The organism is Kitasatospora sp. NPDC058048 (assembly GCF_042885555.1).
In the GTDB taxonomy this organism is placed as follows: domain Bacteria; phylum Actinomycetota; class Actinomycetes; order Streptomycetales; family Streptomycetaceae; genus Kitasatospora; species Kitasatospora lactacystinica.
Genome location: NZ_JBHVRT010000004.1, coordinates 180,767 through 193,154, shown reverse-complemented (window position 1 = coordinate 193,154; position 12,388 = coordinate 180,767). Strand labels below are relative to the sequence as shown.

Below are 12,388 nucleotides of genomic sequence, written 5' to 3'. Positions count from 1 at the left end.
GGGCGGGCCCCGCGCGGGCGCGGGCCCGCGGGGGGCCTCGCGGGGGCGCCCCCGCGGCCGCCCGCGCGGCGGGGGGGGCGCGCCCTTCCCCCCCCCGCCCCTCCCCCACCTGCTGGCCGTCCTCGGACGGCTGCCGGAGCGGACCCGGGCCTCCCCCACACGGAGCCGGGCCGCTCGTTCGACACCGACACTACGCCCGCGGAACGCCGCCCCCGGGCGGTCTTGACGCCCTCCTGTCGTCCACCGGAGCGCTCTTGACGGCTCGTTGACGAGGGCGGCGCCGGCGCTCGCCCGCCGGTCCGTCACGGCACGTACCGGTACCCGATCCCCGGCTCGGTGATCAGATGCCGCGGCCGGGCCGGATCGCGCTCCAGCTTGCGGCGCAGGCCGGCGAAGTAGACCCGCAGGTAGTTGCCGCGCCCCTCCTGGGCCGGGCCCCACACCTCGCGCAGGATCTGCCGCCCGGGCACCAGCCGCCCGGGGTTGGCGAGCAGCAGGGCGAGGATGCGCCACTCGGTCGGGGTGAGCCGGACCGGACCGTTCGGGCCGTTCACCGCGGTGGCCGCGAGGTCCACGGTGTGGTCGCCGATCACCGGCCGGCCCAACGGCACGCCGCCCGGCGGCCGGCGCAGCACGGCGCGCAGCCGGGCCAGCAGTTCCTCCATCAGGAACGGCTTGGTGAGGTAGTCGTCGGCGCCCGCGTCCAGGGCGCCCACCTTGTCGGCGGCGTCCGTCCGGCCGGAGAGCACGATGATCGGCATCGCGCTGCGGGTGCGCAGGCCGCGCAGCACGTCCATCCCGTCGAGGTCGGGCAGGCCGAGGTCGAGCAGGACGGCGTCCGGGGCGCTGTGCGCGGCGCGGTCGAGCGCCTCGCCGCCGCTGGCGGCGGTGCGGACGGCGTACTGCCGGGCGCTGAGGTTGATCCGCAGGGTGCGCAGGAGGGCCGGCTCGTCGTCGACGACCAGGATCTCACTCATGTCGCGATTCCTCCCCGGGGTGTCCGGGCTCGGTGGCGGCGGGGGCTGAGGTGGCGGGCCCGGTGGTGGCGGCGGGCAGGGTGAGCAGCATGGTGGTGCCTCCGCCCGGGGTGTCCTCGACCTCCAGGCTGCCGCCCATCGCCTCGGCGAGGCCCCGGGAGAGGGCGAGGCCGAGGCCGACGCCGGTGGTGTTGTCGGTGTCGCCGAGGCGCTGGAAGGGCAGGAAGACCCGGTCGCGGTCCTCGGGTGCGATGCCGGGGCCGCGGTCGATCACCCGGATCTCGACCTGGTCGGCGTGGTGGCTGGCGGTGACCAGGACGGGCGCGCCGGGGGCGTTGTACCGCAGCGCGTTGGTGATCACGTTGGCGAGCACCCGCTCCAGCAGCGGCGGGTCGGCGAGCACCGGTGGCGTGGTCTCCAGGTCGAGCGGCTGGACCGGCGCGTACGGGTCGGGGAGGCTGTCCAGCGCCCGGGGCAGGATCTCGTCCAGGTGGGTCTCGGTGAGGTGCAGGGTGAGCGCGCCGGCCTGGAGGCGGCTCATGTCGAGCAGGTTGTCGACCAGCCGGGTGAGCTTGACCAGCGACTCGTCGGCGGTGGCGAGCAGCTCCGACTGGTCCTCGGGCGAGAACTCGACGTCGGGGCTGCGCAGCGAGCCGACCGAGGCGCGGGCGGCGGCCAGTGGGGTGCGCAGGTCGTGGCTGACGGCGGCGAGCAGGGCGGTGCGCATCCGGTCGGCGGCCTTGATCGGCTCGACCTCGGCGGCGACCACGGCCAGCCGGTCGCGCTCCAGCGCGGCGGCGACGTGGGCGGCGAAGGCGGTCAGCACCCGCTGGTCGGCGGCGGGCAGCCGGCGGCCGGTGAGCACCAGGACGGCGTCCGGGCCGACCGGGACCTCGGTGGTCTCGTGCGGCCCGTCGCCGTCGTCCCGGTGGTCCCCCGCGCAGTGCGCGAGCGCCTCGCCGTCGACCCGCGAGAGCAGGGCGACGGCCCGCATGCCGAAGGCCGTCCGGGACTTCTCCAGCAGGGCGGGCAGTGCGTCGGCGCCGCGCAGCACGCTGCCCGCCAGGGTGGAGAGGGTCTCGGCCTCGGCCGTGGCGCGGGCGGCCCGGCTGGTGAGCCGGCCGGCATGGTCGACCACGGTGGAGACGGTGAGCGCGATGGCGGCGAAGACCACCAGGGCGACGATGTTGTTGGTCTCGCCGATGGTCAGGCTGTGGATCGGCGGGATGAAGTAGTAGTTCAGCAGCACCGAGGCGACGACCGAGGCCAGCAGGGCCGACACGGCTCCGCCGAGCAGGGCGACGATGACCACGCCGAGCTGGAAGATCAGCGCGTCGGTGGTCAGGTTGATGCTGTGGTGCGCCTGGGAGAGCAGGGCGGTGAGCAGCCAGGGCACCGCCAGGCCGGCCAGGTAGCCGGCGAAGGTGCGGCGTCGGGAGTGGCGCCGGCCGAGCGAGGGCAACCGGCCGCGGCCGGTGAACTCGTGGGTGACCATGTGGACGTCGATGTCCTCGGAGGCGTCCACGGTGGTCTGCCCGGTGCCGGGGCCGGTGAGGAAGCGGTTGATCCGGCCGCGGCGGCTGGTGCCGAGCACCAGCTGGGTGGCGTGGTGGGCGCGGGCGAAGGTGAGCAGCGCGGTGGGGACGTCGTCGCCGACCACCACGTGGTAGCTGCCGCCGAGGGCCTCCGCCAGCTGCCGCTGCTGGGCGAGCGCGCCGGAGGAGGCGCCGGCCAGGCCGTCGCTGCGGGAGACGTGGACGGCCAGCAGCTCGCCGCCGGCCGTGCGGTCGGCGATCCGGGCGGCGCGGCGGATCAGGGTCTCGCCCTCGGGGCCGCCGGTGAGGGCGACCACGACCCGCTCGCGGGTCTCCCAGACCCGGTCGATGTTGTGGCTGGCCCGGTAGTCGCGCAGGCCCTCGTCCACCCGCCCGGCCACCCAGAGCAGGGCGAGTTCGCGCAGGGCGGTGAGGTTGCCGACCCGGAAGTAGTTCGAGAGCGCGGCGTCCACCTTCTCCGCCCGGTAGACGTTGCCGTGGGCCATCCGGCGGCGCAGCGCCTGCGGGGCCATGTCGACGAGCTCGATCTGGTCGGCCCGGCGGACCACCTCGTCCGGGACGGTCTCGCGCTGCGGGATGCCGGTGATCTTCCGGACGACGTCGTTCAGCGATTCCAGGTGCTGGATGTTGACGGTGGTGATGACGTCGATCCCGGCGGCCAGGATCTCCTCGACGTCCTGCCAGCGCTTGGCGTGCCGGCCGCCGGGGACGTTGGTGTGCGCCAGCTCGTCCACCAGCACGACGGACGGGCGGCGGGCGAGCACGCCGTCGAGGTCCATCTCGTCGAACTCGGCGTCCCGGTAGGCGCGCCGGACCCGTGGCAGGACCTCCAGGCCGGCCAGCATGGCCTCGGTGTGGCGTCTGCCGTGGCACTCGATGTACCCGACCGCGACGTCGGCCCCGCGCTGCTGTCTGCGCCGGGCCTCGTCCAGCATCCGATAGGTCTTGCCGACCCCCGGCGCGGAGCCGAGGTACACCCTCAGGCGGCCGCCGCGGTTGCCGGTGCCGGGGGTGAGGTCGCGGGCCATGGGCACTGCTCTTTCCATCGAAAAGTGGTGCACGTCTGCGGACGCGGGTCGGCCGGCCCGGGCCCGGGAGGTCTCCTCCCGCGCCCGGGCCGGCCCGGTCACCCGTCTGTGCGAGGTGATGTCACTTCTGCTCGCTGAGCGCCTTGTTGAGCAGCACGACGTTGACGCCCTCGTTGCCGAGGAAGCCGAGCGAGCGGCTCTCGGTGTACTCGTCGACCAGCTTGGTCACGGCCTCCACCGGCAGGCCGCGGTTCCCGGCCACCCGGTCGACCTGCTCCTTGGCGTACGCGACGGAGATGTGCGGGTCGAGGCCGGAGCCGGAGGCGGTCAGCGCGTCGGCCGGGACGCTCGCCGGGTCGACGCCGTCGAACGCGGCGACGGCGGCGCGGCGGTCCTCGACGGCCTTCAGCAGGTCCTCGCTGTTCGGGCCGAGGTTGCTGGCGCTGGAGGAGGAGGCGTCGTAGCCGGTCCCGGCCGCGGAGGGGCGGGGCTGGAACCACTTCGGGTCCGGCCGGGCCTCCTCCTTCGGGTCGTCCGGGTTCTTCTTCGGGAGGTTGAAGTTCTGGCCGATCAGGCTGGAACCGACCTCCTTGCCGTCGGACGTCACGGGCGAGCCGTTCGCCTTGTCGGTGAAGGCGGCCTGGGAGATGCCGGTGATCAGCAGGGGGTAGGCGATCCCGAGGATCACGGTGAGCACCAGGAGTGCCCGCAGGGCGGTGAAGTGGGTGCGGAGGATGGTCGGCAGGGGCTTGGACATGGTTTTCTCTCCTTCCCTGCGTCAGCTGAGGCCGGGGATGAACTGGACGATCAGGTCGATCAGCTTGATGCCGACGAACGGCACCACCAGGCCGCCGAAGCCGTAGACCCCGATGTTGCGGCGCAGCAGCGAGCTGGCGTCGGACGGGCGGTAGCGCACGCCGCGCAGGGCGAGCGGGATCAGGCCGATGATGACCAGGGCGTTGAAGATGATCGCCGAGGTGATCGCGGACTGCGGGCTGTGCAGGCCCATGATGTTGAGGTGGCTCAGGCCCGGGTAGACCCCGGCGAACATCGCGGGGATGATCGCGAAGTACTTGGCCACGTCGTTGGCGATCGAGAAGGTGGTCAGCGCGCCGCGGGTGATCAGCAGCTGCTTGCCGATCTCCACGATCTCGATCAGCTTGGTCGGGTTGGAGTCCAGGTCGACCATGTTGCCGGCCTCCTTGGCCGCCATGGTCCCGGTGTTCATCGCGACGCCGACGTCGGCCTGGGCGAGCGCGGGGGCGTCGTTGGTGCCGTCGCCGGTCATCGCGACCAGCTTGCCGCCCTCCTGCTCCTTCTTGATCAGGGCCATCTTGTCCTCGGGCGTGGCCTCGGCGAGGAAGTCGTCCACGCCGGCCTCCTCCGCGATCGCCTTGGCGGTCAGCGGGTTGTCGCCCGTGATCATGATGGTCTTGATGCCCATCCGGCGGAGCTCGTCGAAGCGCTCCCGCATGCCCTCCTTGACCACGTCCTTGAGGTGGATGACCCCGAGGACGCGGGCGGGCCCGCTGCCGACCTTGGTGGCGACGACCAGCGGGGTGCCACCGGCGGCGGAGATGCCGTCGACCAGGGCGGCGACCTCGTCGCCGACCGAACCGCCGTTCTCGGTCACCCAGTTGGAGACCGAGCCGGCCGCGCCCTTGCGGACCTGGTGGACGCCCTCGGCCTCGTCCAGGTCCACGCCCGACATCCGGGTCTGGGCGGTGAACGGCACCCAGGTGGCGTGGGTCAGCTCGCCCTGGGCGCGGGCCCGCAGACCGTACTCGGTCTTCGCGAGGACCACGATCGAGCGGCCCTCCGGGGTCTCGTCCGCGAGCGAGGAGAGCTGCGCGGCGCTGGCCAGTTCGTCGGTGGACACGCCCGGGGCGGCCAGGAACTCGGCGGCCTGGCGGTTGCCCAGGGTGATGGTGCCGGTCTTGTCGAGCAGCAGGGTGTTGACATCGCCGGCGGCCTCGACGGCGCGGCCCGACATCGCCAGCACGTTGCGCTGCACCAGCCGGTCCATGCCGGCGATGCCGATCGCGGAGAGCAGCGCGCCGATGGTGGTCGGGATGAGTGCCACGATCAGGGCGACCAGGACGATCATCGACTGCGGGGCGCCCGCGTAGGTGGCCATCGGCTGGAGGGTCACGACCGCGACCAGGAAGACGATGGTCAGCGAGGCCAGCAGGATATTGAGCGCGATCTCGTTCGGCGTCTTCTGCCGGGCGGCACCCTCGACCAGGGCGATCATGCGGTCGATGAACGACTTGCCGGGCTCCGAGGCGATCTTCACCACGATCCGGTCGGACAGCACCTTGGTGCCGCCGGTGACGGCACTGCGGTCGCCGCCGGACTCGCGGATGACGGGCGCGGACTCGCCGGTGATCGCCGACTCGTCGACGCTGGCGACGCCCTCGACCACGTCACCGTCGCCGGGGATGATCTGGCCGGCCTCGACCACCACGTGGTCGCCGAGCCTCAGCGCGGTGCCGGGCACCTCCTCCTCGGCCCGGGTGGCGGGCCAGTCGGTGAGCCGGCGGGCGACGCTCTCGGTCTTGGTCTTGCGCAGGGTGTCGGCCTGGGCCTTGCCGCGGCCCTCGGCCACGGCCTCGGCCAGGTTCGCGAACACCGTGGTGAGCCAGAGCCAGACGGTGATGGCCCAGGCGAACACGGACGGGTCGGCGATCGCGGAGACCGTGGTGACCACCGAGCCGACCTCGACGACGAACATCACCGGGTTCTTGATCATCACCCGGGGGTCGAGCTTCTTCACCGCGTCCGGCAGGGACGCGAGGATCAGCTTCGGGTCGAGCAGGCCGCTCGCCACTCTGTGCGGCGCGGCGGGCTCCGGCTTGTCGGCCGGTGCGGGGTTGAGCGTAGAGGTGGACATCAGGAGGACAGACCTTCCGCGATCGGCCCGAGAGCCAGGGCCGGGAAGTAGGTGAGGCCGACGACGATCAGGATCACGCCCGACAGCAGGCCCACGAACAGCGGCTTGTGGGTGGGCAGGGTGCCCGGGGTGGCCGGGACCGGCTGCTGCTGGGCGAGCGAGCCGGCCAGCGCCAGGACGAAGACGATCGGCAGGAGACGGCCGAAGATCATCGCCAGACCGAGCGCGGTGTCGTACCAGTCGGTGTTGACGGTGATGCCGCCGAAGGCCGAACCGTTGTTGTTGGCGGCCGAGGTGAAGGCGTACAGCACCTCGGAGAAGCCGTGGGCGCCCGAGTTGAGCATCCCGGCGCGCTCGCCCGGCAGGGCCATCGCCACGCCCGTGCCGACCAGCACGATCGTCGGCGTGGTGAGGATGTACAGCGAGGCGAACTTCATCTCCCGGCCGCCGAGCTTCTTGCCCAGGTACTCGGGGGTGCGGCCGACCATCAGGCCGGCGACGAACACCGCGACGACCGCGAGCACCAGCATCCCGTACAGACCGGAGCCCACACCGCCGGGCGCGATCTCGCCCAGCATCATGTTGAAGACCGTCAGCCCGCCGCCGAACGGCGTGTACGAGTCGTGGAAGGAGTTCACCGCACCGGTCGAGGTCAGCGTGGTCGAGGCGGCGAACAGCGAGCTGGCGGCGATGCCGAAGCGCTGCTCCTTGCCCTCCATCGCGGCGCCCGCGGCCTGCAGGGCGCTGCCCTGGTGCTGCGACTCGGCGAGGGTCAGCAGGGCCACCGAGGCGACCCAGAACAGGCCCATCACGGCGACGATCGCGTAGCCCTGGCGGTTGTCCCCCACCATCCGGCCGAAGGTCCGCGGCAGCGCGAACGGGATCAGCAGGATCAGGAAGATCTCCACCAGATTGGTGAAGCCGGTCGGGTTCTCGAACGGGTGCGCCGAGTTGGCGTTGAAGAAGCCGCCGCCGTTGGTGCCCAGCAGCTTGATGACCTCCTGGGAGGCCACCGGGCCGCCCGGGATCTTCTGGACGTCACCCGCGAGGTTGGTGACCTCGTGGAAGCCGTGGAAGTTCTGGATCACGCCGTTGGCGGCCAGGACCAGGGCGAAGACGATCGAGATCGGCAGCAGCAGGCGCAGGCTGATCCGGGTGAGGTCCACCCAGAAGTTGCCGACCCGGTCCGTCCTGTTGCGGGTGAACCCCCGGATCAGCGCGGCGACGACGGCGATGCCGACGGCCGCGGAGACGAAGTTCTGCACCGCCAGGCCCGCCATCTGCGCCAGGTGGCCCATCGCGGACTCGCCGCCGTAGGACTGCCAGTTGGTGTTGGCGACGAACGAGATCGCGGTGTTCCAGGCCTGGTGGCCCTCCATCTGCGGAACACCCAGGTTCAGCAGCAGGTAGCCCTGGAGGCGGATCAGGCCGTAGAGGAAGAGGACGGAGACGGCGGAGAAGGCCAGCACCGAGCGGAGGTAGGCCGGCCAGCGCTGATCGGCGTCGCCGTCGACGCCGATCACCTTGTAGATGCCGCGCTCGACCCGGAGGTGCTTGGCGGAGGTGAGGAGCTTGGCGATGTAGTCGCCGAGGGGGCGGTAGCACAGGGCCAGCGCGCCGACGAGGGCGATGACCTGGAGCCAGCCCGCGAGAGTGGAGCTCATGTCAGAACTTCTCCGGGTAGATCAGCGCGACGACGAGATAGCCGACGAGGGCGACGGCCACGATCAGACCAGCGATGTTCTCGGCGCTCACAGCTTCTCCACCCCCCGCGCGATCAGGGCGATGACGGCGAACACGGCGACCGTGACACCGACGTAGATGAGATCGGACATGGGCTCCACCAGAGTGGTTCGGGAGATGCCGCGACCTGGGCCGGAAGGGCTCGCGCGGCGCCGGCGGACGACCGGCAGATGCAGCAAACCAGCCGTCAGGGGCGCGTTATGGGGCCCTGACGCCCTCCATACGGGTGACGGCGTGACGTTGACGCGGCCTTGACGGGCGCTTCACCGGACCGAGACCGTCGTGATCGGGCCGAGATCCGGCGGGGGACGGGCGGCGGTGCTCGTCGGTACTCATCGGTACTCGGCGGCACTCGTCGGCACTCGTCGGTACTCGGCGGCACTCGTCGGCACTCGTCGGGCGTCGCCGTGCGGGGAACGTGCCGGGAACGGAGCGGCCCCGGACGGCGGTCTGCCGTCCGGGGCCGCTCCGTTCCCGCGCCTCATCACATCCGCATGCGCAGCCGGCAGACCACCGCGTCGGTGTGCCGCCGCAGGGCACGGTCGATCACGGCGCCGCGCCGGTTCTGCAGCGCCCGCTGCCACCAGCGGGCCGGCTCCACCTCGGGGATCAGCACGGTCAGCCGGTCGTAGGCGTGCTCCGCCCCCAGCTCGTTGACGAAGTCGGCGATCGGCCGGCCCAGCCGGCGGTGGACGTCCGGGATCTCCACCAGCGGCACGCCCGGACGCCACAGCTCCCAGTCCCGGCGCAGCGCCTCCGCGGCGGCCGGCTCGTGCACCACCGTCACCGCCATCACCTCGTCACCGAGCGAGAGCGCCGCCGACAGGCCGTCCCGGGTCAGCCGGGTGATCGCGGTCACCGGGACGACGACCAGGCTGCGCTGCCTGGTCACCGGGCCGGGCACCCGGCCCAGCTCCAGCCGCTCGCCGATCCGCGCGTAGCTGCGGTGGACCGCCTCGAACAGCACCACCAGCAGCGGCAGCGCCACCACGATGCCCCAGGCGCCCTCGGTGAACTTGGTGCCGGTGACGACCAGCGCCGCGACGCCGGTGAGCAGCGCGCCGAAACCGTTCAGCGCGGCCTTCCACCGCCAGCCGGACGGCCGGTGCAGCAGCCAGTGCCGAACCATGCCGACCTGGCAGACGGTGAAGCCGACGAACACGCCGATGGAGAACAGCGGCACCAGGCTGTTGACGTCCCCGCCGGAGCCGACCAGCAGCGCCGCCGACACCGCGGCCAGGAACAGCACGCCGTACCGGTACACCTGGCGGTCGGCGCGCAGCGCGAACACGTGCGGGAGGTGGTTGTCCCGGGCGAGCAGGTCGAGCAGCACCGGCAGCCCGCCGAAGGAGGTGTTGGCGGCGAGCCCGAGCAGCACCACGGTGGCGAACTGGACGACGTAGAAGCCGAACCCGTGGCCGAGCGAGGCGTCGGCGAGCTGGGCGAGCACCGTGACGCCCTCGACCGGCTGGAGGTGGAAGCGGCCGATCAGCACGGCCAGCCCGATCAGCATCACGCCGAGCAGGGCACCGAGCGCGACCTCGGTGTGCTGGGCGCGCCTGACCCGCGGGGTGCGGAAGGAGGGGACGGCGTTGGCCACCGCCTCCACGCCGGTCAGCGCGGAACAGCCGGCCGCGAAGGCCTTGAGCAGCAGCAGCGCGCCGACGGCGGTGGCGTTCTCGGCGAGCGCCGAGGCGTGGCCCGCGGCGGCCGCGGTGCTGGCCGGGCCGTCCCGGAACAGCCCGACCACGACGATCGCCAGGATGGAGAGCACGAAGACGGCGGTCGGCGCCATGAACCAGCGCGCCGACTCGGCGATCCCGCGCAGGTTCACCGCGGTGACCAGCGCGAGCACGCCCAGGCAGAGCCAGACCCGGTCGTCGTACAGGCCAGGGACGGCCGAGGTGAGCGCGGCGACGCCGGCGGTGACCGAGACCGCGACGTTCAGGACGTAGTCGACGACCAACGAGGCAGCCGCGGTCAGCGCGGTCCGGCGGCCCAGGTGCGCCTTGGCCACCGCGTAGGAGCCGCCACCATCCGGGAAAGCCGCGATCACCTGCCGGTAGGAGGCGACCAGCACCGCCAGCAGCAGGGCGATCGCCGCGGTGACCGGCAGCGTGAAGCCCAGCCCGTACGCCCCGGCGGCGGCGAGCACCAGCACGATCGACTCCGGCCCGTACGCGACCGAGGCCATGGCGTCCAGCGAGAGCGCGGCCAGCCCGCCGAGCGCGCTGAGCCGGTGCCGCTCGTCGCCCGTACCGGTGTCCGGCGGCTCGGGTTCGGCCGTGACGGCCGGGGTGGTGGTGGCGCTGGACATCGGACGGACCTCCGCAGTCGGTAGTTGGTCCGATCCTGCGGTCCGCGCACCCGCCGCCCCGGCGGGCCCTACGCGTTCCTGACGCCGCCACGAGCGCCCTTGACGCGCCCTTGACGCGGCGGCCGCGCCGCGCCGGCCCCATCCGGTGGCTGTTGGCGGGGGTGGGGCGAGCCGTTGTCCCGGCGGTCGCCGGCTGGGAAGACGATCAGCTCTGTCGAAGGACTCCCACCCCCGGCCCCCACTCTGCTGCCTGCTACCCGTAATTGCAAGCAATGTGCAATAAGTAGCCCGGCCGGCCCCGCCCCCACGGAACCGCCGGAACACAACGAAGCAGCCCCCGATCCGCGTCTCCGCAGATCGGGGGCTGCTTCTCCACCCTGTGGCTGGTGCAGGGTTCGAACCTGCACAGCTTGCGCGACAGACTTACAGTCTGCTGCGCGAACCGGTGGGTCGAGTGCCCTGACCTGCATGGAGTCATCTTGCGTCCCATACACGGGGGCCTCTGGTCCATGACTGGCCCGGATCTTGGACGCCAGTGATGCTGAGTCCTGCCTCACACTCGACGAGGGAACTGATCTCCGAAGGTTGAAGTTAGTAGGCTCACGTCGCCAGTCGAGACCTAAGGGTGGGCCATGGGAATCAGGGACCTGACGAGTGCCACCGCGGTGGAGAGGGCACTCGCTGAGTACAACGACTTGGGCGGGCAGGCTTTCCGCGGCAGGTACGGGTTCGGTCCCTCAACGCAGTACTACCTCAGCCACGCTGACCTGCTGTACGACGCCAAGGCGATCGCTGGCGTCGCTTACGGCTACCAGCATCGGACAAGCGGCGCGTTGTCGAACGACCAATTCGATGGTGGCGAGGCGGCCGCGAACCCCGTACTGCGCGCCATGGGGTTTACGGTCCTGAACAGCCACACGGAGACCGTAGTCGCAGAGCGGGAGTGGCGCCTGGCTGTGTGGCGGAATCTGCTCGCACGGCGGGACAGCTCAGGGCTAGTCACCGCAGACATCGTCCGCTCAGTAGGTGCATACGGCAACTACCGGGGCATCTGGACGGACAAGTCCCGCACCCAGAAGATCCACCCCGACGGCGTGACGATCGGCCTCAAGCACACCGGCCAGCACTACCCTGACGACCTGAACGAGAACGGAGCCCTGTACCACTACCCAGTCACACGGCAACCGGGCCGTGACCTCGGTGAAGTCAACGCCACGAAGGCGGCCGCCACGCTCCGACTTCCCCTGTTTGTAGTCACCGAGCGTGGCGACCTCCGAGGCGTACACCTTGCATGGGTAGAGGGCTGGGAGGACGAGAGCAGCCTGTTCCTGGTCAACTTCGGTGAGACCCCGCCCGTGCAAGTCCTGGACCACGACCGCTCAGAGGAGCAGCCGTTCCAGCTCGAAGGCAACAGGCGCCGCCGACGGAACGGGACCGTGGTCACACGACCGGACCAGGCGCGATTCAAACTCGAAGTGTTCCAGCGGTATGGTCCACGCTGCTCGCTCTCGGGGATCGCGATTCCCCAGATGGTCGAAGCAGCCCATCTCCGAGGCGACGCCGACGGCGGCACCTCCGACGCCCGCAACGGCCTGCCGATGAACGCGGCGCTTCACAGGGCCTTTGACGCCCACCTCTTCGCCATCAACCCCGACACCCTGACCGCAGAGGCGCGCCCTGGCGGGCCAAGCCTGGAAGCCATGGGTATCGTGCACCCAAAGCTTGACCTGGACCGCCAACCGCACCCAGAGGCTCTTCTATGGCGCTTCAACGAGTGGCTGCGCTGCACCGGCCGCGAGGCGGAAGTACCGGTAGACCGGTAGACAGACTGGGCACGCCAGAAGCCCCGCATCGTTCGGTGCGGGGCTTCTGCG

The 12,388-nt window shown here is 71.6% G+C and carries 8 protein-coding genes; 1 reads left to right on the top strand and 7 read right to left on the bottom strand.

Features of this window, described 5'->3' with window-relative positions:
* Window positions 1-302 precede the first annotated feature (302 nt).
* The 7 genes from ACFVVA_RS06260 to ACFVVA_RS06230 form a co-directional block, all read right to left on the bottom strand.
* Window positions 303-977 carry a response regulator gene (locus ACFVVA_RS06260; RefSeq protein ID WP_387686218.1) on the bottom strand — a complete coding sequence of 225 codons (675 nt, stop codon included), beginning with the start codon at window positions 975-977 and terminating at the stop codon, window positions 303-305.
* Window positions 970-3,561, bottom strand: coding sequence for an ATP-binding protein (locus tag ACFVVA_RS06255; protein ID WP_387686215.1), 2,592 nt, complete (start codon window positions 3,559-3,561; stop codon window positions 970-972). Before ACFVVA_RS06255 ends, ACFVVA_RS06260 begins: the two co-directional genes overlap by 8 nt.
* Before the next feature lie 121 nt (window positions 3,562-3,682).
* Window positions 3,683-4,318, bottom strand: coding sequence for a potassium-transporting ATPase subunit KdpC (gene kdpC, locus ACFVVA_RS06250; RefSeq protein ID WP_380538590.1), 636 nt, complete (start codon window positions 4,316-4,318; stop codon window positions 3,683-3,685).
* Between the two features lie 21 nt (window positions 4,319-4,339).
* Window positions 4,340-6,454, bottom strand: coding sequence for a potassium-transporting ATPase subunit KdpB (gene kdpB, locus ACFVVA_RS06245; RefSeq protein ID WP_387686212.1), 2,115 nt, complete (start codon window positions 6,452-6,454; stop codon window positions 4,340-4,342).
* A complete protein-coding gene (kdpA, locus tag ACFVVA_RS06240; protein ID WP_387686209.1) occupies window positions 6,454-8,118 on the bottom strand; it encodes a potassium-transporting ATPase subunit KdpA in 1,665 nt (554 codons plus the stop codon). The genes kdpB and kdpA overlap by 1 nt, the downstream gene beginning before the upstream one ends.
* Before the next feature lies 1 nt (window position 8,119).
* Window positions 8,120-8,209, bottom strand: coding sequence for a K(+)-transporting ATPase subunit F (gene kdpF, locus ACFVVA_RS06235; RefSeq protein ID WP_097237446.1), 90 nt, complete (start codon window positions 8,207-8,209; stop codon window positions 8,120-8,122).
* Between the two features lie 472 nt (window positions 8,210-8,681).
* Complete coding sequence (locus ACFVVA_RS06230; protein ID WP_387686206.1) at window positions 8,682-10,514, bottom strand: APC family permease; 1,833 nt, start codon at window positions 10,512-10,514, stop codon at window positions 8,682-8,684.
* A gap of 632 nt (window positions 10,515-11,146) precedes the next feature.
* Between ACFVVA_RS06230 and ACFVVA_RS06225 the strand changes: the two genes are divergently transcribed.
* Window positions 11,147-12,337 (top strand): HNH endonuclease, encoded by a 1,191-nt coding sequence (locus ACFVVA_RS06225; protein ID WP_387686204.1) that lies wholly within the window; start codon window positions 11,147-11,149, stop codon window positions 12,335-12,337.
* Window positions 12,338-12,388: the final 51 nt, after the last annotated feature.

Coding starts and splice junctions, on each gene's coding strand:
- ACFVVA_RS06260 (WP_387686218.1), bottom strand. CDS start 977: ATGAGTGAGATCCTGGTCGTCGACGACGAGCCGGCCCTCCTGCGCACC.
- ACFVVA_RS06255 (WP_387686215.1), bottom strand. CDS start 3,561: ATGGCCCGCGACCTCACCCCCGGCACCGGCAACCGCGGCGGCCGCCTG.
- kdpB (WP_387686212.1), bottom strand. CDS start 6,454: ATGTCCACCTCTACGCTCAACCCCGCACCGGCCGACAAGCCGGAGCCC.
- ACFVVA_RS06230 (WP_387686206.1), bottom strand. CDS start 10,514: ATGTCCAGCGCCACCACCACCCCGGCCGTCACGGCCGAACCCGAGCCG.
- kdpA (WP_387686209.1), bottom strand. CDS start 8,118: ATGAGCTCCACTCTCGCGGGCTGGCTCCAGGTCATCGCCCTCGTCGGC.
- ACFVVA_RS06225 (WP_387686204.1), top strand. CDS start 11,147: ATGGGAATCAGGGACCTGACGAGTGCCACCGCGGTGGAGAGGGCACTC.
- kdpC (WP_380538590.1), bottom strand. CDS start 4,318: ATGTCCAAGCCCCTGCCGACCATCCTCCGCACCCACTTCACCGCCCTG.